We start from the raw sequence: 18,900 nt of genomic DNA on the forward strand, positions 1-18,900 counted from the left end.
AAAATTACAAAATCCCGGCGACTCAGGCTCAGAAAAGCGCGATGGGTGTGTCCCATCGTCATTGCCTGCCTAATTAATACGGATGTGGCTCATCCTGCAATAGGGGGGGCTGTATGCTTATCAGCCACTCCCTGGCCGCAGTGGGAAAGAGTGGCTAAAAGTATTTGATAAAAAACGATTTTTATCCTTTTTGCCGGAGTGAATTTAGCGGCCGCCAAAAACAACTTTTTTGGTTGATTATCGGTTTTGTGGCATCGATCACACAAATTGTCCGATCAGCCTCTTGAAATTTTATTACGTGTAAAACGTTTGGCGAAACAAAGGGGTTTTGGCTGCCCGGATGGGTAAACGCTTGCGTAATGGTTTGCCCCCTTCTCTGCTTGCTCTACCTCTATATAGATAATTGCCAAAAAGTGCTCTTTTGGGTCTAATTTGTCGGCTGATTGATTGGATTCTCAGTTTTGTTGAAATTTTGCGAGTTAAATGAAGCTTTAATGCACTGGATCGCTCGTTTTTTGTTTCCGCAGTGATCCCGATCACTATTCTGAACTCCCTCGCTATGCTAGATTCCGCCCCTTTAGTGAACCGCAAATTCAGAAACAGACAGCAAGGGGTCAGCGCAGACTGACCATGGATGTGATAACAACGAGAGAAATATGGACACCTTGATCGCAATGATTAACGACCTGATGTGGGGAGCCGTGCTCATCTACCTGCTCATCGGCGTCGGCATCTTCTTCACCTTCCGCCTGGGTTTTATCCAGATCCGCCACTTCGGCCACATGTTCTCCGTCTTGCGCAACAGCCGCAAATCAGACAACGCCGGTATCTCCTCCTTCCAGGCCCTCTGTACCAGCCTTGCCGCCCGCGTGGGTACCGGCAATCTGGCCGGGGTGGCGGTGGCCATCTATCTGGGTGGCCCGGGTGCCATCTTCTGGATGTGGCTGATCGCTTTCATCGGCATGGCGACCGCCTTCGTCGAGAGCACCCTGGCCCAGCTCTACAAGGTCAAGGATGAGGACGGCAACTACCGTGGCGGCCCCGCCTACTACATGGAGAAGGGGCTCGGCATGCGCTGGATGGGGGTGTTGTTCTCGCTCTGCCTGATCCTGGCGTTCGGTCTGGTGTTCAACGCGGTACAAGCCAACTCCATCAGCCTGGCGATGAACGTGGCCTTCGGCATTCCCGACTGGGTCAGCGGTCTGGCACTGGTGGTGCTCTCCGGTCTCATCATCTTCGGCGGAATTCGCGGCATCGCCCGTTTCGCCGAGCTGGTCGTGCCCTTCATGGCGCTGGCCTACATCCTGATGGCGCTGTTCGTGGTCGCCATGAACATCAGCGAGCTGCCGGGGGTATTCAGCCTCATCATCAAGTCCGCCTTCGGTCTTGAGCAGGCCGGTTCCGGTGCGCTGGGCTACGCCATCTCCCAGGCGATGATCAACGGCATCAAGCGCGGCCTCTTCTCCAACGAAGCCGGTATGGGCTCCGCTCCCAACGCCGCCGCGACCGCGACGCCCTATCCGCCGCATCCGGCCTCTCAGGGTTACGTGCAGATGCTGGGTGTGTTCCTCGATACCATCGTCATCTGTACCTGTACTGCCGCTATCATCCTGATGTCCGGCCAGTTCGAACCGGGCTCCGGCATCACCGGGGTGGAGCTGACCCAGCGGGCGCTCTCTTCCCAGATCGGTGGCGGTGGCAACATCTTCATCGCGGCGGCCATCTTCTTCTTCGCCTTCACCTCCATCGTGGCGAACTACTCCTACGCCGAGACCAACCTGGTGTTCCTCGAGCACAACCACAAGGGCGGTCTGATGCTGTTCCGGATGTTCGTGCTGGGCATGGTGATGTTCGGCTCGGTGGGCGAATTGCCGACCGTGTGGGCCATGGCGGACGTCTCCATGGGGCTGATGGCCATCGTCAACCTGGTGGCGATTCTGCTGCTCTCCGGGGTGGCCATCAAGCTGGCGCGGGACTACAACGACCAGCTCAAGCTGGGCAAGGTGCCCACCTTCGACGCCAACAAGTACCCCGAGATCCGCAGCCAGTTGGAAGAGGGGATCTGGGACAATCCGGCGCAAAACAGCAAGCAGGCATAAGCCTCGCAGTCGCCGTTGTCTGACAACAAGGGGAGCCACTGGCTCCCCTTTTGTTTGGGCGCCGTTTGCACCGTTGTCAGTGGCGGGCATCCCAGTGCCGACAGATTTGACGCAGCGGTCGTCGCATCTTGTGCAAGGTATGTTGACGCTGCACCGCCGTCAGTACCGGGCATCCCAGCGCTGGCAGATCTGGCGCAGTCGTCGCCGCACCTTGTGCAAGGTGTGTTGACGCTGCACTGCCGTCAGCTGTGGGCATCCCAGCGCCGGCAGATCTGGTGCAACCGTCGCCGCAGCTGGCGCAAGGTACGGTGACGCTGCGCCGCCGACAAGGGGGCATAACGCCAGCGCCGGTAGAGCCAGGCACCCTGTTGCAGCGGCCGCGCCAAGGTAGGTCTGAGGCCGGCGAGGCGCTCGCACCAGCTGGCCAGGCTCTCCCCCGCCAAGGGCTGCCAGCCATGGCGGGCGGCGCGCCGGCGCAGGGGCTGCCATAGCCGCAGGGGCAGCGGAGCCGGGCCGCACCAGATCAGCAGGCCGCCCACCAGGCTGGCCACCCCCAGCAGGGCGGCCAGGATCAGCCAGTGGGTATGGCCGGCCAGCACCGGCCAGCGTTGTCCCAGCTGCTGCCACAGGCTGGCGGCATCATAGTTGAGCACCCAGCGGGTCCATTGGTAGTCGAGATTGGCCCCCCACCAGCGCAACTGGTTGAGCAGGGCCCAGTTGCGATAGCGCTGCAAAGAGAGCGGGTCAGCGGCGGCGAACTCGCCACCCAGGGCCGCCGGCATGCCCCCCTCGATGCGCTGGGGGGCCACTGCGGCGGTGGGATCGAGCCGCTGCCAGCGGTTCTGCTCATCCAGATACTCCACCCAGGCGTGAGCATCGAACTGATGCACCTCCAGGTAGTTGCCCCTCGGATTCCACTCGCCGCCGAGGTAGCCGGTCACCAGCCGGGCCGGGATGCCGGCCGCCCGCAGCACGAAGGCGGTGGCCGTGGCGTAGTGACCACAAAAGCCGCGCCGGCTCTCGAACAGAAAATCATCCACCCCGTCTTGTCCGAGCCGCGGCGGCTGCAGGGTGTAGTAGAAGTCGCCCTGGCGAAACTCGCCCAGCAGGGCGGCGGCCAGCGCCTCTGGCGCCGGATGGCGGGTCTTGAGCGCCAGGGCGTGGGCCCGAGCCTTTGGGTTACCGCCGGCAGGCAACTGCAGGTTGAGGTGACGGGCAGCGTCATCGGCTGGTGGCGCCATGGTGGCCGTGCTGACCCGGTAGCTGACGCGGCCATCCCCCCGATCCTGGCGATAGAGGGTAGCGAGGGGGCTCAAGGTGACCGGGCCGCTCAACACCTCGGGGTTGGCCAGGGCCAGGGTCCAGCGCAGGCGCTGGGGCTCGGCGATCACCTGATAGCTGCCGGCCGGCAGCGGGGTCGCCGGATTGGCCGCCGGCAGCATCTGCACGGATTGGGATTGTTGCCAGCGGCGAACTTGGTCGCTGAGCAACCAGCGCCGGCCATCGAACAGCTCCTGGCGCATCAGCGGGAAGTAGCGCTCCTCTGGCGGCGGCGGCGCGGCGGCGAAGGTGATGCGAAAGGCCAGCTCGGAGGAGTTGACCAGCTCGCTGATGTCGCCAGGGGCCACCTCCTCCGAGAGGCCGGAGAGGGCGCGGCTGCTGCTCGGCATCTGCCACAGTGGCGCCAGCCTTGGCAGCAGCAGAAACAGGGTGAGCAGCAGGGGGATGGCCAGCAGCAGGATGAGCCCGGCACGGCGCCACAGCCGCTGGCCGAGGGGTTGCACCGCCGCCAGCAAGGTGGTGACCGCCAGCCAGAGCGCCCCCGTCATCGCCAGGGCCCACCCCATGCTTTGCCGTTGCACCAGCGCCAGCGCGACGAGAAAGAAGGCGAGCAGCAGCACCTGCTCCACATCCCGCTCTCGCCGGACCTCGATGAGCTTGAGGCCGTAGCCGAGCCAGAGCAGGTTGATGAGGGCCGGCAGGGTGCCGAGCTGGCGCCACTGCCAGCCAAGCAGTACCACGCCCAGCATGGCCAGCAGTGCCAGCGCGGCGGCAGGTGGCGGACGCCAGCCCCGCCACAGCATCATGGCCCGCACGCCCAGGGTGAGCAGTGAAACGGTCACCACCCAGAGTTGCAACTGGGGCCAGAGTGCCGGGATCAGCAGCAGTTGCAGCAGGGCGAGCAGCGGCAGTAAGCGCCGGTTATCGAGCAGCATCGAGGTCGACCTCCTGCGGCGGCTCCACGGCATCGACGCGGGCCAGCGCCAGCCGGCAGCGCTGCAAAAAGGCGGCCCCGCTGTCCGGCCCGAGCGTCTGGCCCGCCAGCGTCAGGCTGAAGGGAATGCCCCGCTTGGCATAGTCGTCACACCACCAGGCGAGCACCGCCAGCCGCTGCTCCAGATCCCGCCCGCCGACCCGCTGCAGGCTGAGGTGGGTATCATCCTGTCCCGGCTCGCAGAACTGCTTCACCAGCAGGCCGCGTCCCTGGGCGAGCTGCTTCCAGGCGACCCGGCTCAACGGCTCCCCGCTCTGGTGGGCCCGCAGCATGTCGAAGTCCCCCATCGAGGCCGGAGTGGGCTGCCCCCGGTTGCCCGCCGCATCGGCCGTCGCCTCCCCGCGCAGGGGGCCGTACTCGGGGGCCGGAGCGAGCCAGCCCTCCAGCTGCAGGTCCAGCAGCGTCCAGCAGCGAAACAGGCCGAGGGGGTAGCGGCTCTCCACCCGCAGCCTCTCCAGCGGCAGGCGCCCGCGCCGGGGGCCCAGCACCGGCAGGAGCAGGGGTTGCGGCACCGCGTCCACCTGCGCCAGCCAGAGCAGCCCTTCATTGAGGGAAAATTGCAGCGCCTGCAGCGGCCGTTCGCTGCGCACCGTGATGGGCATGGGCAAGGAGCTGCCCGCCTCTCCCAGCACGGCGGGCCCCCCCAGCAGAGACAGCCCCAGCAGGTTGCGGTGGGTGAGCCACATGGTGACCATGAACAGGCTGCCGAGGCCGTAGGCCACCAGCAACACCAGGTTGTTCTGGTAGTTGGTGCCGAGCAGATAGATGGCCAGCATCACCAGCAGATACCAGAGGCCGAGCCGGGTGGGCAGGATGAACAGGCAGCGCCCCTGCAGGGTGATCTGGCGGGCCGGCGGGATGCGCCGGGCCAGCCAGCCTTGTTGCCACCTGGTCCTGCGCTGGCGCCAGTTCATCAGGGGCGATCCGGATCGACCCGGGCCAGCAGGCGCTGGCTCAGCGGGCAGGCTTCGCCGCGCTGCACCCCGAAGCTGCCCCTGAGCCTGTGTTCGGCCACATAGGGGAAGACCGCCTGCACATCCTCCACGCTGACGAAGCGGCGGCCCGCCACCAGGGCCCAGGCCCGGCTCACCGCCAGCAGGGTCTGGGCGGCACGGGGCGAGAGTGGTTGCGGAAGTTCGGCGTCGAAGCGGCTCTGCTGCACCAGCGCCAACAGGTAGTCGAGGCTGGCATCGGAGAGGTGGATCTGCGCCGCCTCGGCCTGCAGGGCGGCCAGCTCGGCGGCGCTCAGCTGCCGCTCGAGGGGCGCGATCTGGCTGGCCCCGCGCAGCAGTCGCCGCTCCGCTTCCGGGGTGGGAAAACCGAGGGAGAGGCGTACCGCGAAGCGATCGAGCTGGGATTCCGGCAGGGGATAGGTGCCCGCCTGATCCGCCGGGTTCTGGGTGGCGATGACGAAGAAGGGAGAGGGCAGCGGGTGGCTCTCTCCCTCTATGCTCACCTTGCCCTCGGCCATGGCCTCCAGCAGGGCGCTCTGCACCTTGGGGCTGGCGCGGTTGATCTCGTCCGCCAACAGCATCTGGGCGAAGACGGGGCCCGGATGAAAGCGAAACTGCTGCTGGTGGGGATCAAAAATCTGCAGCCCCAGCAGGTCGGCCGGCAGCAGATCGGCGGTGAACTGCACCCGCCGGCAGTCGAGCCCCAGCACCTGCGCCAGGGCATGGGCCAGGGTGGTCTTGCCCATGCCGGGCAGATCCTCGATCAGCAGGTGGCCGCGGGCCAGCAGGGTCACCAGCGCTATCTTGAGCTGCAACGGCTTGCCGAGGATCACCTGCTCCAGTGCCGTCAGCAGCCGGGTTATCTGTGGTTGTGTCTGCACGTGCGCCTCCCTGTGTGATGCCGCCCCTACAGCTTATACGCCCGTTGCCGGGCAAGGGGGACAAGTCATGGATAACCCATTGAATCTGGATGATTTGGTGGGCGACTTCACACAGACTTCACCCCGGTTCATGCTTGGCACACGTTGGCCGGTTAGGCTGGCAGCTCCTGAACATACTGAGATTCTTGCCATGAAACAGACCAGAGCCCTGCCACTGCTGGCCCTCGGCACCCTGCTGCTTGCCCCGCTCGCCCTGGCGGCCCCCGTCGATCCGCTGAAGGCTGTGGTGGATGACGCCATCCGCCCCGTGCTCAAGCAGCACAGGATCCCTGGCATGGCGGTCGCCGTGCTGAAGGGGGGGCAGGCCCACTACTTCAACTACGGGCTGGCCGATGTGGCGACCGGGACCAAGGTCAATGAGCAGACTCTGTTCGAGATTGGCTCGGTCAGCAAGACCTATACCGCCACCCTTGGCGCCTACGCAGTGGTCAAGGGGGGCTTCAAGCTCGATGACCAGGTGAGCGGGCACGCGCCCTGGCTCAAGGGCTCCGCCTTCGATGGCATCACCATGGCGGAGCTCGCCACCTACAGTGCCGGGGGGTTGCCGCTGCAATTCCCCGACGAGGTTGATTCGAGCGATACCATGCGGGCCTATTACCGGCACTGGGTGCCACCGTATCAGGCGGGGACCCAGCGTCAGTACTCCAATCCCAGCATCGGCCTGTTCGGCCATCTGGCGGCGAACAGCCTGCAGCAGCCATTTGCCACGTTGATGGAGCAGACCCTGCTGCCAGCACTCGGGCTGAAGCACACCTATCTGCAGGTGCCCGAGGCCGCCATGGCTCGCTACGCCTTCGGTTACTCGAAAGAGGACAAGCCCATCAGGGTCAACCCTGGCATGCTGGCGGACGAGGCCTACGGCATTAAGACCGGCTCGGCGGATCTGCTCGCCTTCGTGAAGGCCAACATCAGTGGGGTTGATGACAAGGCGTTGCAACAGGCGATCGCCCTGACCCACACCGGTTTTTACCGGGTAGGGGAGATGACTCAGGGGCTGGGCTGGGAGAGCTACGCCTACCCGGTCAGCGAGCAGACGCTGTTGGCGGGCAACTCCCCGGCGGTGAGCCTCAAGGCCAATCCGATCACTCAGTTCGAGACGCCAGCCGCGCCCGGGGCGATGCGCCTCTACAACAAGACCGGCTCGACCGGTGGCTTTGGTGCCTACGTGGCCTTCGTGCCCGCCAAAGGGATCGGCATCGTCATGCTGGCCAATCGCAACTATCCCATTGAGGCCAGAGTCAGCGCGGCCCATGCCATTTTGAGCCAGCTGGCACCCTGAGCCGGGGCTGCGAAGGGCAACCGGCCCGATCGGAGCAAGAGATGGATACTGAACAACGCCGGGCGGGTCCCGGCGTTGTTGCCTCATGGCCGCGCCCTGTCGGGGCACCTTGAACCTGCTTTTCTGGTTTGCCCGCCCTCCTTGAAGCGCATTTCCATCACGAGATGAGCCCGATTTTATTGTTGCGCCATTCAGTGCGATATTTGTTGCGCAACAATATGGCGCGCCAACATATTCACGCAGTCTGATAAATGGCATACAAGAATATGTTCCAAATGAAGCAACGTGACGATTCACCTATTCAATGAATATAAAGATGCCACCTCGCAGCCAGTGATCTGGTGGTGGCTGGCGTAGCAGTATTTATCACACAAACGCGCAACATCATGTCTGAAATGGAATGTTTTGACTTCTCTTTTTGTTATAGACGCCGACAGGGCACAACGACATACTTGTCGCCATCATAAAAATATATTTTGCCGCGTGTGGATATATACCGGCATACAGGCTGAACCGCTATTCTCTTACATCTCTTTTTAAATAATGGTCACATGCCGGCAGCATGCTGATGGCCAGTGTCGTCTGTATCTGAAAAAAAGCTATTTGATAATTAACTTGATTGTATTGTGCGATGCTATCGCATCTCTTGGTGTACCTGTTACCGGGTATCTATCTGTAAGGCTTGGTATCTCCTCCTGACATCACATGAAAGGTTGTATGAATGTTTGTTGGCAAATATTCCGTTGTCCTGTTTCTGGCGATCCTGAGTGGTGGCTGTGCCAAACAGGTCATTGATGTGAATGCCTCGCAGCGGTTCGAGCTTGGCTCTGCCAGGCCGGTCAATTCCACCGAGATAACCAGCCACTTTTTCTTTTCCGATATCGATCTTGGCTTGAATGAAAAAGTGGATGCGGCAGCCATCTGTCATGGTGTCGAAAATATCATCAGCATTGAGACAAACGTTAGCTTTCTGGATTCCATGCTCAGTGGCATTACCTACGGTTTTTATACTCCACGATCGGCCAGGATCTATTGCGCCGCGTGATGACGATATAACAAAAAAGGAGAAAGGCTTGTGAAGAAGATCAATGGTCTGCTGCTGGCCGGTATCTGTACCGGTTCGCTTTATGGATGCGGCGGGAGTGACGATAAAGGGGCTGATCCAGCCAATTCGGTACCGCCGGGCAAATCATTCGAGGTGGAACATGTGACTGTGCCCAACGCCGTGCTCTATCAGGCGAATTACATGAGCGCCGATGGTAAGGCGGGTCCGAGCGGTTATGCCCTGCAGTATGAAAAACGAGATGGCGGGACTTACCCGCGCTGGAGTGCCTGGGCCAATAACGGCGTGGTAGCCAGTTGGTGGTGGTTGAACGACGGGGATGAGACAACGACCAGCAAGCCGGCCAGCGCTCGGCTTCATCGTACGAGTTACCTGGAGAGAGACAATGGCATTGCTGCAGCCCAGGCTATCCGGCAGGCCGATGTTGTTTACGAGCGTACCGTGCATGCGCAACCACAGATTGTCACTGAACATCCGGTGGTCGGGGTGGCCAGCAATATCGAGCTCAATCTCGCCGCAACCGGGACAGATAGCTATCCCACCTGGTCGGGCAAGGTCGCGCTGACCGAGCTCAAGACCCGGGGAGTCAATACGGGCAGCTGGCATGCAAACAACGGATATGGCACCGAGTTGCTGGGTAATGTGGAGAGCACGCGCAATGGCGACAAGGTGACCATCACGATGGAGCTGCTGGCCGCCGGATGCACGCTGACGGGGGAGGGGATCTCATCCGGCCATACCCGCTTCGATCGTCTGCAGTTTACCGGTTTTGAGCGGTGCCGATTTGATCCCGCCAAGGGGGCGGACTGGACGGCCGTGGATTATCACCATAACGCCGCGCTGGCCAAGGCTAAAGAGAGTGCCCTCGGCTATGTCGCCACTTTCAACAGTGACCATGGCTCCCGGCTGATGGTGGTGGGCTTTCCCGAGCTGGATGGCCTGGTATGGCTGGTCAATCCGCGCTGACTGGGCGTAAAACCGACGATTGTTGAGGGTTGGAGGTGGGCGCTATCGCATCGCGATGATCGGCCATGTACCCTGTGAAGGGAGCCTCCGGCATATTTGGTGCGCCGCAAGCTGCGGCGCGGCGCACGCAGCCCGGATGAGCGGTGCAGTGACAGGAGGCCTTGAGGAGGGGAAGCATGCGAACACTGAGTGAGCTCGACTTGAATCTGCTGGTGGTGTTCAAATACCTGATGGCGGAGCGCAGCGTGGCGGGCACGGCCAAACAGCTCAGTGTGACACCTTCCACGGTGAGCAAGGCGCTCGCCAAGCTGCGGGAGTGGTTTGCCGACCCGCTGTTCGTGCGCGGGCGCAAGGGGTTGCAGCCCACCAACCTGGCGTTGACCCTGGAAGAGGAGTTGACGGTCTGGTTCCAGCTCACGGAGCGGATCGCCGCCCTCAACAGCGAAGCGATCCCCGATGGCGCCCGCTTCAATCTGGTGATGCAGTCCCCCTTCTACAACAGCCTGCTGAGCGATCTGCCCATGACCATTCATGGGACCTATCCCAACTCCGTGGTCAAGATGCTGGGCTGGAATCGCAACTCGCTGGATGACATCGTCAACGGCGATGCGGATCTCGGCGTCTGCGTGCGGGAGAGCTACAGCCGCTCCCAGCTCAAACTTCGCAATCTGCCTTATTACATCGATCATGAGGTGCTGTTCTGCGACAGGCCAGTGGTCTTCCTGCGCAAGGATCACCCGCTGTTGCAGCAGGAGTGGTCACTGGAGCACTTTCTGGATTGCCCTCACAGCAGTGTGGTGCTGGAGGTACTGGAGACCTGGGGGCTGGATCTGCTGCTGGAAGACGAGGGGCTGGCACGCCGAGTGCCGGTGATGGTCTCCAGCTTCGAGCAATCCCTGCACATTGCCTCCCAGGCCGACAATGATTTGATCGCCGTGGCTCCCTCCTATTGCGCCGGTTATGCGGCCAAATATCACCCCAATCTGATGACCATGCCGCTCCCTCTGCCAGAGGCGCTCTATCAGCAGCTGGAGTTGACCTTCATCCTGCTCTGGCACAAGCGCCACAACCAGGATGCCAAGGTGATGTGGCTGCTCAACGAGATCCGGCGGCTTTACCACCGGGAATCGAGCCCCCTGGCGCCCTGAACCTGGCGGCGTATCGGACGCCGCACGGTTTTCCCCCAGGCACCATAGCCAGGCTCACACTCCCATACAGTGAGCCATCTGAAGACACCTCATACACACAACGGCAGCGAATGCACGTCTCGAGTGAACCTCTTTTCACGAGAAAAACTTATCCGCCAGAATTAGAAAATGTCACATAAAGCATAGTTACAAGTGTGATCTGTGGTTAATTTGCTTAAATTACGGTGGATTATCATAAATAGTGAAGATAGCTCGGCTTTTTAATTTTAGGCGAAAATGCCGAGCCATCTTGATGAAAGCGTGTCGCGACAGGACAGAAAGGCCCGTTCGATGCCCGGTTGTGTGTCTGCCCGCTGACGATCAGGCAAGCAGCCATGACGGCGCCGATGACCTGGCCGGAGAAATGAACTGTGTTGAAGCAGGTTGTCCACCCTGGCGCAACATGCACCTTGTTCACGTCGCTCGATCCACAGCAACAAGTTTATGACCCAGGCCGGGTAGGCTGCGGGCCCTTGATAAATAACAAAATACATACAGACAGGTAGGTTAGCATGCGTCCATCGGCCCCGACCGGGTTGTTGCAACAGCCCAAACCCTTTTTCATGATCTTCTTCGTCGAACTCTGGGAGCGCTTCGGTTATTACGGCGTCCAGGGGATCCTGGCGGTGTTCTTCGTCCAGCAACTGGGATTTTCACAGGAGCAGTCGTTCATCACCTTCGGTGCCTTCTCGGCGCTGGTATATGGCCTCATCTCGGTGGGCGGTTATGTGGGTGACCATGTGCTGGGCACCAAGCGCACCATGGTGCTGGGGGCCATCGTGCTGGTCATCGGTTATTTCATGACCGGTATGTCCATCTACAATCCCGACCTCATCTTCTATGCACTGGGCACCATCGCGGTCGGCAACTGCCTGTTCAAGGCCAACCCCGCCAGCCTGCTCGCCAAGTGCTATGAGCGTGGCGATCCCCGGCTGGATGGGGCCTTCACCCTGTTCTACATGTCGATCAACATCGGCTCGCTCATCTCGCTGTCGCTGGCGCCGGTCATCGCCGATCACTACGGCTATACGGTGACCTACAACCTGTGCGGGGTGGGTCTGGTCATCGCGCTGCTGACCTTCTTCGCCTGTCGTCACATGGTCAAGGACATCGGCTCCGAGCCCGACCATCTGCCGCTCGATTACGGCAAGCTGCTGCTGGTCTTGCTGGGGTCGGTGGCGCTGGTCTTTTTCTGCGCCTGGCTGATGCACCACGTGGTGATCGCCAACATGGTGCTGATGACGGTGACCCTGGCCGTGGTGATCTTCTTCTTTCGCGAGGCCTTCAAGCTCGATGCGGTGGCTCGCAACAAGATGTACGTGGCCTTCGTGCTGATGCTGGAAGCCGTGGTGTTCTACGTGCTCTACGCCCAGATGCCGACCTCGCTCAACTTCTTTGCCATCAACAACATGCATCACGAGATGCTGGGGATGAGCGTCAACCCCATCAGCTTCCAGGCGCTCAACCCCTTCTGGGTGGTGGTAGGCAGCCCGGTACTGGCGATGATCTATACCCGGCTGGGCAGCAAGGGGCGGGATCTCACCATGCCCCTCAAGTTCACTCTGGGCATGCTGTTCTGCTCCCTCGGCTTTCTCACCGCGGCGGCGTCCGGCATCTGGTTTGCCGATGCACAGGGGCTCACCTCACCCTGGTTCATGGTGCTCATTTATCTGTTCCAGAGTCTGGGAGAGCTGATGATCAGCGCCCTGGGGCTGGCCATGGTGGCGGCATTGGTGCCGCAGCGGCTGATGGGTTTCATCCTTGGGATGTGGTTCCTGACCCAGGCGATGGCCTCTTTGCTGGGGGGCTATGTGGCGACCTTTACCGCCGTGCCGCAAGGGGTGACCGATCCGCTGCAGACCCTGCCCATCTACACGGACGTGTTTGGCAAGATTGGGCTGGTGACGCTGCTGGTGGCGGTGGTAATGGCGCTGATGGTGCCCTGGCTCAACCGCATGATGCATGCCGGTCAGGGTGAAGAAGGGGAGGATTTGCTCTCGCAACAGGCCAAGGCCTGATGCAGGCATGGGGAGGGGCAGGATTGACCTGCCTCTCCCCCGGCTGTCAACCGTACTGCTCTTCCATCCAGGCTTCCAGGATCAGCTGGGCGGAGACCCCGTCCACGCTGCCTTTCTCCAGCGCCCGATAACCTCCCCGCTCGAACAGACGCGCCCGCGCATCCGTGGTGGTGAGCCGCTCGTCCTTGAACTCCACCTGCTTGCCGAAGCGGCCGTGCAGCCGGTTGCCGAATTTGCGGGCTCGTACCGTGATCTCCTGCTCGGTGCCGTCCATGTTGAGTGGCAGGCCGACAACCAGCAGATCCGGTTGCCACTCCTTGAGCAGCTTGTCGATGTCGTCCCAGTTGGGGATGCCGTCGTTGGCCTTGATGGCGCGCAGGGGCTGGGCCGTGCCGGTAAGCTCCTGACCGATAGCCACCCCTATGCTTTTGGTGCCGTAGTCAAAGCCCATGATACTGCGTGATGACATTGCATTGATTCCTCAAAATGCCTCGCGAAATGCGTGGCAAACGGCATCAGCTGTGGCCGATGTCGCTGGATAGATGGATGGGGTTGACCCCTATGCTGGCGGCGGCCTGCTGCCAGCGCTGATGGATTGGGGTCTTGAACACCAGATCCGGATTGGGCGGTATCACCAGCCAGGCACCGTCGACCAGCTCCTGCTCCAGCTGGCCGGCGCTCCAGCCAGCATACCCGAGCGCCACCAGCCAGTGGGCGGGGGCCTCCTCGGTGCCCAGGGTTTCCAATATATCCTTGGAAGTGGTGACCATGAGCTCGTCTCCCACCTGCAGGGTGGAGTTGAAGCCGGGTCGGAAGCTGTGCAGCACGAAACCGCGGTCGGCGTGCACCGGCCCTCCCTGCAACACCGGCTGCTTGAGCTCGGGGCTGGGGGGCGGTGCCAGTTTGAGCTGGGTCAGCATGGCATCCAGCGACATGTCCACCGGGATGTTGACCACCAGCCCCATGGCACCCTCTTCGCTGTGTTCGCACAGGTAGACCAGCGAACGCTCGAAATAGGGATCGGAGAGGCTCGGCATGGCGAGCAGGAAGTGATTTTGCAGTGTTTGCATATGGGCCAAATATTGCAAAGGTATTTGGGTCAATTATGGCAGTTCGCCGAGGCGGGCAAAACCGCTTTTTACCGCTTGCGGGCCGGTTCCCCGCCGCAGCCAGGATGGAGATAACACCATGGAAGGTATTTCGATCAGACAGAAGTTGATCCTGGGTTGTGTGGTACCCCTGCTGGCACTGGTGCTGCTGGTGATCGGGGCTGTCCAGGCAATGTCCCAGCTGATGGCAGGCATGAACAGCATGTATCAGGGGGAGGTGGTGCAGCTCAAGGAGCTCAAGCAGATCGCCGATCTCTACGCGGTCAAGGTGATCGATGCGGCCAACAAGGCCAATGTGGGGGGCTTTGACCCCGCCAGATCGCGCGCTGACATGAGCGCCGCCCAGCAGGAGATCAAGCGCATCTGGCGAGGCTACCGCAGCCAGCCGATGAGCCAGGCGGAGCAGCGGGAAGCCGACCAGATGCAGGGGCTGTTTGCGGCGGCAGACCGGGAGATTGAGGCGGTGATGCAGATCCTGGCGGACATGCAGGGGAGCAATCAGGGTCAGCTGGCCGCCCATATCATGCCGCTCTATCGGGTGATCGACCCGGTCAGCGACGGGATCAGCGCCCTGGTGGAGTACCAGCTGAAGGAGGCCGAGAAGAACATGACCGAGCTCAACGGACTCAGGGTGCAGCTCAACCGGCTGTTTGTCTTGTTGCTGGTGGTCGGCGGCGCTTGCATCCTGTTCTTCGGGGTGTGGGCCGGGCGCAGCGTCAGCCAGCCCCTGGCTGCCATGGGGGGGATCTTGCGCGGCATGCAGACGGATCTCGATCTGAGCAAGCTGGCACCGGTGCTGCGCAAGGACGAGATGGGCGGGCTGGCCCACTCCCTCAACGACGTGATCTGCCATTTTCGCGAGCTGATCACCCAGATCAACGGCATGGCGGAGCAGCTCGCCAGGGAGTCGGCCCAGCTGGCTCATATCGGCGTCGAGAGCCGCCAGCGCTTCGCCCAGCAGCAGGCCGAGACCGATCAGACTGCGACCGCTATGAACCAGATGAGCGCGACCGTGGCGGAAGTGGCCAACAGCTCCAACAACGCTGCCGATGCGGCGCGCCATGCCGACGGGAGTGCCCGGCACGGTCACCAGATAGTGGCGGACGCCATCCAGTGCATGTCCGGGCTGTCGTCCCAGATCCAGAACACCGCCGCCATGATCACCCAGCTGGCCGATGACAGCCGCAACATCAGCAGCGTGATGGACGCCATTCGCGGCATCGCCGAGCAGACCAACCTGCTGGCGCTCAACGCCGCCATCGAGGCGGCGCGGGCCGGCGATCAGGGGCGGGGGTTTGCGGTGGTGGCCGATGAAGTGCGCACCTTGGCCCAGCGTACTCAGCGCTCCACCGAGGAGATCGGCAAGACCATCGTCAAGTTGCAGCAGGGGGCCACCCAGGCGGCTTCCAGCATGGAGCTGGGACTGGATCAGGTGGAGCAGTCCAACCGCACCGTGCTGGCCTGCGGTCAGGCGCTCGGCGAGATAGTCAGCTCGGTCAACGTGATCAACGAGATGAATACCCACATCGCCACGGCGGCGGAGGAGCAGAGCAAGGTGGCCGAGGATATCAGCCGCAATGTGGTCAATATCGCCCACATCGCCAGCGAATCGACAGAGGCCGCCTCCCAGTTGAACCAGAGCTGCCACGAGCTGGAACAGCTATCCAGCGAACTCAAGGTGAAGGTGGGACAGTTCCGCTGCTGACGGGGCAGAGGCAGGATAGAAAAAACAGGATAGAAAAGAGGCGGCCCCGGGCCGCCTCTGTTGTTTATCGCCTGTAGTCGTGGCTGGGGCCGCTCAAGCCTTGGCCAGTCGGCGCTCGATGGCATCCATCAGCATGCCGGTGATGTGCACGTCGAAGGCTGCTTCAATCTCGCGGATGCAGGTCGGGCTGGTGACGTTAATCTCGGTCAGCCGATCGCCGATGATGTCGAGGCCGACGAAGATAAGACCCTTCTCTTTCAGCGTCGGACCCACCGCGCGGGCGATGGCCCAGTCCGCTTCGCTCAAGGGACGCGCCTCGCCACGGCCGCCGGCCGCCAGGTTGCCACGGGTCTCCCCCTGGGCCGGGATCCGGGCCAGGCAGTAGGGCACCGGCTCACCATCCACCACCAGCACCCGCTTGTCGCCATCCTTGATGGCGGGCAGATAGGTCTGCGCCATGCAGTACTGGCTGCCGTGCTCGGTGAGGGTCTCGATGATGACGCCGACGTTGGCGTCATCCTCCTTCATGCGGAAGATAGAGGCGCCGCCCATGCCGTCCAGCGGCTTGAGGATGACGTCCTTGTGCTTGGCGTGAAAGGCGCGCAGCTTGTCGGCACGGCGGGTCACCAGCGTGGTCGGGGTGTGTTCGGCAAACCAGGCGGTGTAGAGCTTCTCGTTGGCGTCGCGCAGGCTCTGCGGCTTGTTGACGATGAGGCAGCCCTCATCCTCGGCCCGCTCCAGCATGTAGGTGGCGTAGATGAACTCGGTGTCGAAGGGGGGATCCTTGCGCATCAGGATCACGTCCAGGCTGGAGAGCGGCTGATCCACCACCTCGCCGAGGCTGTACCAGTCGGCATAGTCATATTTGACGGTGAGCGGGCGCATGGTACCGAAGGCGCGACCGGCCTCCATGTAGAGGTCTTTCATCTCCAGATAGAACAGCTCGTAGCCGCGCTTTTGCGCCTCTTCGAGCATGGCGAAGCTGGAGTCCTTCTTGATGTTGATGGCCGAGATGGGGTCCATCACGATGCCGAGTTTAATGGTCATCCGCTGTTCCTTCTTAATGGCTCGAGGGGGTTGTAGGGTCGATTAGCGCAGCGTAATCGGCCGCTTGCGGCTGCATCGAGGTTGCCATGGGGTTGATCGATGCGGCCCATGGTATCAAGCGAGATCGCCGAATCGGCATTGCAGCGCAGTAATTGCCGTCAGGGCGGCTGTTTCGGTACGCAGCACCCGCGGCCCCAGCAGCATCTCTTTGAAATCTTCTTGCACGGTACGGGCGATCTCGTCGCTCGACAAGCCCCCTTCCGGACCGATCAGCAGGCGCACGCCGTGCTCAGGGATGGGCAGGGTGTTGATGCTGTAAGGGGCGCGCGGGTGCAGGTTGAGCTTGAGCTCCTGAGTCTCTTCCGCCAGCCAGGCGTCCAGCTCCATCGGCATGCGCACCTCGGGCACGGTATTGCGGCCGCACTGCTCGCAGGCGCTGATCACCACCTTCTGCCACTGTTCGCGTTTTTTCTCCAGCCGATCGGCCGGCAGCTTGACGCCGCAGCGCTCGGAGAAGAGCGGGGTGATGCAGGTGACGCCCAGCTCCACCGATTTCTGGATGGTGAAGTCCATCTTGTCGCCGCGGCTGATCACCTGACCGAGGTGGATGGCCAGCGGGGACTCTACCGAGTGGGTGTCGCAGCGGTCGATGGTCACTTCCACCGACTTCTTGCCCACATTGGCGATGGTGGCGGGGTACTGGTTGCCGTCGCCATTGAACAGCTCGAGCTGTTGACCCGGCTGCATGCGCAGCACCCGGCCGATGTGGTTGGCACCGTCTTCCGACAGGGCGAGGGTCTGGCCCACCTGCAGGGCGGCCGGTTCATAGATACGTGGAATGCGCATGGCTCAGTGTCAGTCTCTGGTTCAAGAAGAGGGATTTTAAATCCCTTGTGTCCATAGATGGGGTTATCGGCACTGCTTTTCAATAAAGGGGTTGGTATTGCCCTGCAGCTTGCCGATGCGGCGGTTGCGCTCGCACTCCCAGCCGTCGGCCGGGTATTGCCTGTCCCAGGCTTCGAACAGTTTACGCTGTTGCGCCGCCAGACGCAGCCCATACTGCTGGCTCATGTAGAGGTAGGCGCGGGCGATCTGGCCACGTACCGGCCCCTTGGGCGGCTGCACCTGGCGATTTTTGAAGTCCACCAGCATCCGGCACTGGCCGTACTGATCCGGGGTGCCATTCCAGTCGGAGAAGCGGAAGTTGGCCCGATCGCCGTTCACCTCGCCGATGGCGGGGAAGAGGTTGTGCATGTCCCCCTCCATCTGGTTGAACTCGTCGTTCTTGCCGCAATTCTTGCGGCCGCCCTGCTGCCAGCACTGCAGCTGGTGGCCGAACTCCCAGGCCGGCACCACGTGTTCCCACTCGATGCGGGCGGCGCGCTTGGGCTGCTTGCGCGGCTCATAGCCGCAGCTGGCCAGATCCGGGCTCATTTTCTTGCCCTGATAGTCAATCTTGCAGCCGCAGTAGAAGGTGACCGGGTGATCCTGATAGAGGCGGTTCAGATCCTGTTTGGCGGCGCGAAAGGTCTGGGCATGCAGGGGCAGACTGACCAGCAGGGTCAGGGCGAGAGAGAGCAGGGGACGAAACATGGTGATCCTTGGCAAATGAGATGGTTGGCGGAAAAAGCAGAGAGGCACCCTAGCACAGGGACGCGACACCGGCTGGCTTACTGCGACGAGCCAACCCGTTCCAGCGGCTGCTTGCAGCGGCGGCAGTGGTAGCGGGCCTCGCCGCGCACCACCTTGTTGTGGCGGCGCACCGACAGCTGATGCTGCTGGCAGAGGCAGCGATAGGGGATGGTCGGCTGCGCCAGGACCGCCAGATCGAAGCTGTGGGTGGTTCTGGGCTCAAGGCCGAACACCTCCCGCATCACCGATTGCCACTGGCGTCCGTGAGGCAGCACCCGCGATCTGCCACGCCCTTCGCCGCTATGTTCACCCCAAAGGGCATAAACCAGCAGGTGGGCCACCTCGTGGGGCACCACCTCGGCCAGAAACGCCTGCTGGTTGGTCTGATAGAGGGCCGGGTTGAAGCGCAGCTCCCAGGTCTGCAGCCGCGCCGACCCTGCCGCCCGACCGCGCATGTTGCAATGGACTTGCGGGCGGGGAAAGGGGCGGCCAAGGCGCGCTTCGGCCTGCACAAAACAGGCGTCGACACGGGCGAGCAACTGCTGGTGCAGGGCGGGATCGAGGCGGGTAGCGGTGGTGGACATCGGGTTCTCGGCAAATGGCGGACAAGCAAAAGGGGAGCCAGG

17 protein-coding genes are annotated in these 18,900 nt (G+C 62.0%); 7 read left to right on the top strand and 10 right to left on the bottom strand.

Going from position 1 to position 18,900, the window contains the following annotated elements; all coding sequences use genetic code 11:
* Window positions 1–656: 656 nt before the first annotated feature.
* The gene (locus OKC29_RS16550; RefSeq protein WP_011706925.1) at window positions 657–2,099 is read left to right on the top strand and encodes an alanine/glycine:cation symporter family protein; all 1,443 of its coding nucleotides are present in this window, start codon (window positions 657–659) and stop codon (window positions 2,097–2,099) included.
* A gap of 242 nt (window positions 2,100–2,341) precedes the next feature.
* On the opposite strand, the gene OKC29_RS16555 is transcribed toward OKC29_RS16550, so the two are convergent.
* The 3 genes from OKC29_RS16555 to OKC29_RS16565 are packed head-to-tail and all read right to left on the bottom strand — an operon-like array spanning window position 2,342 to window position 6,208.
* Window positions 2,342–4,315: a transglutaminase TgpA family protein gene (locus OKC29_RS16555; RefSeq protein WP_073351213.1), complete on the bottom strand. Its 1,974-nt coding sequence runs from the start codon at window positions 4,313–4,315 to the stop codon at window positions 2,342–2,344.
* A complete protein-coding gene (locus tag OKC29_RS16560) occupies window positions 4,302–5,288 on the bottom strand; it encodes a DUF58 domain-containing protein (protein ID WP_073351211.1) in 987 nt (328 codons plus the stop codon). Before OKC29_RS16560 ends, OKC29_RS16555 begins: the two co-directional genes overlap by 14 nt.
* The gene (locus OKC29_RS16565; protein ID WP_073351209.1) at window positions 5,288–6,208 is read right to left on the bottom strand and encodes an AAA family ATPase; all 921 of its coding nucleotides are present in this window, start codon (window positions 6,206–6,208) and stop codon (window positions 5,288–5,290) included. Before OKC29_RS16565 ends, OKC29_RS16560 begins: the two co-directional genes overlap by 1 nt.
* 190 nt (window positions 6,209–6,398) lie before the next feature.
* Between OKC29_RS16565 and ampC the strand changes: the two genes are divergently transcribed.
* From ampC to yidZ, 4 genes are all read left to right on the top strand, one after another.
* The gene (gene ampC, locus OKC29_RS16570; protein ID WP_073351207.1) at window positions 6,399–7,547 is read left to right on the top strand and encodes an FOX/MOX family class C beta-lactamase; all 1,149 of its coding nucleotides are present in this window, start codon (window positions 6,399–6,401) and stop codon (window positions 7,545–7,547) included.
* Window positions 7,548–8,268: 721 nt separating this feature from the next.
* Complete coding sequence (locus OKC29_RS16575; RefSeq protein ID WP_043121263.1) at window positions 8,269–8,592, top strand: Bor/Iss family lipoprotein; 324 nt, start codon at window positions 8,269–8,271, stop codon at window positions 8,590–8,592.
* A 30-nt stretch (window positions 8,593–8,622) separates the two neighbouring features.
* Window positions 8,623–9,576: a hypothetical protein gene (locus OKC29_RS16580; RefSeq protein ID WP_073351205.1), complete on the top strand. Its 954-nt coding sequence runs from the start codon at window positions 8,623–8,625 to the stop codon at window positions 9,574–9,576.
* A 176-nt stretch (window positions 9,577–9,752) separates the two neighbouring features.
* Window positions 9,753–10,724, top strand: a complete 972-nt coding sequence (yidZ, locus tag OKC29_RS16585) for an HTH-type transcriptional regulator YidZ (RefSeq protein ID WP_044800523.1) — start codon at window positions 9,753–9,755, stop codon at window positions 10,722–10,724.
* Window positions 10,725–10,956: 232 nt separating this feature from the next.
* Here the strand turns inward: yidZ and OKC29_RS16590 are convergent, their stop codons facing one another.
* Window positions 10,957–11,181, bottom strand: a complete 225-nt coding sequence (locus OKC29_RS16590) for a hypothetical protein (protein WP_123785037.1) — start codon at window positions 11,179–11,181, stop codon at window positions 10,957–10,959.
* 94 nt (window positions 11,182–11,275) lie between these two features.
* Between OKC29_RS16590 and dtpB the strand changes: the two genes are divergently transcribed.
* A complete protein-coding gene (dtpB, locus tag OKC29_RS16595; RefSeq protein ID WP_044800522.1) occupies window positions 11,276–12,781 on the top strand; it encodes a dipeptide/tripeptide permease DtpB in 1,506 nt (501 codons plus the stop codon).
* A 46-nt stretch (window positions 12,782–12,827) separates the two neighbouring features.
* On the opposite strand, the gene ruvX is transcribed toward dtpB, so the two are convergent.
* Both ruvX and OKC29_RS16605 read right to left on the bottom strand, forming a co-directional pair.
* Window positions 12,828–13,250 carry a Holliday junction resolvase RuvX gene (gene ruvX, locus OKC29_RS16600; RefSeq protein ID WP_011706917.1) on the bottom strand — a complete coding sequence of 141 codons (423 nt, stop codon included), beginning with the start codon at window positions 13,248–13,250 and terminating at the stop codon, window positions 12,828–12,830.
* 46 nt (window positions 13,251–13,296) lie between these two features.
* A complete protein-coding gene (locus tag OKC29_RS16605) occupies window positions 13,297–13,851 on the bottom strand; it encodes a YqgE/AlgH family protein (protein WP_016351591.1) in 555 nt (184 codons plus the stop codon).
* Window positions 13,852–13,969: 118 nt separating this feature from the next.
* On the opposite strand from OKC29_RS16605, the gene OKC29_RS16610 reads away from it, so the two are divergent.
* Window positions 13,970–15,595, top strand: a complete 1,626-nt coding sequence (locus tag OKC29_RS16610) for a methyl-accepting chemotaxis protein (protein WP_073351204.1) — start codon at window positions 13,970–13,972, stop codon at window positions 15,593–15,595.
* A 93-nt stretch (window positions 15,596–15,688) separates the two neighbouring features.
* Here the strand turns inward: OKC29_RS16610 and gshB are convergent, their stop codons facing one another.
* The 4 genes from gshB to OKC29_RS16630 all read right to left on the bottom strand — a co-directional run bounded on the left by gshB (window position 15,689) and on the right by OKC29_RS16630 (window position 18,858).
* Window positions 15,689–16,642, bottom strand: a complete 954-nt coding sequence (gene gshB / locus OKC29_RS16615) for a glutathione synthase (protein WP_016351589.1) — start codon at window positions 16,640–16,642, stop codon at window positions 15,689–15,691.
* A 114-nt stretch (window positions 16,643–16,756) separates the two neighbouring features.
* Entirely contained in the window at window positions 16,757–17,488 is a 732-nt protein-coding gene (rsmE, locus tag OKC29_RS16620) for a 16S rRNA (uracil(1498)-N(3))-methyltransferase (protein ID WP_073351202.1), read from the bottom strand.
* 63 nt (window positions 17,489–17,551) lie between these two features.
* Window positions 17,552–18,235, bottom strand: coding sequence for an endonuclease (locus tag OKC29_RS16625; protein WP_162275753.1), 684 nt, complete (start codon window positions 18,233–18,235; stop codon window positions 17,552–17,554).
* Window positions 18,236–18,312: 77 nt separating this feature from the next.
* The gene (locus OKC29_RS16630; RefSeq protein WP_073351198.1) at window positions 18,313–18,858 is read right to left on the bottom strand and encodes a SprT family zinc-dependent metalloprotease; all 546 of its coding nucleotides are present in this window, start codon (window positions 18,856–18,858) and stop codon (window positions 18,313–18,315) included.
* Window positions 18,859–18,900: the final 42 nt, after the last annotated feature.

Origin of the sequence: Aeromonas sp. QDB34 (assembly GCF_027705405.1) — a bacterium.
Taxonomy (GTDB): domain Bacteria; phylum Pseudomonadota; class Gammaproteobacteria; order Enterobacterales; family Aeromonadaceae; genus Aeromonas; species Aeromonas hydrophila.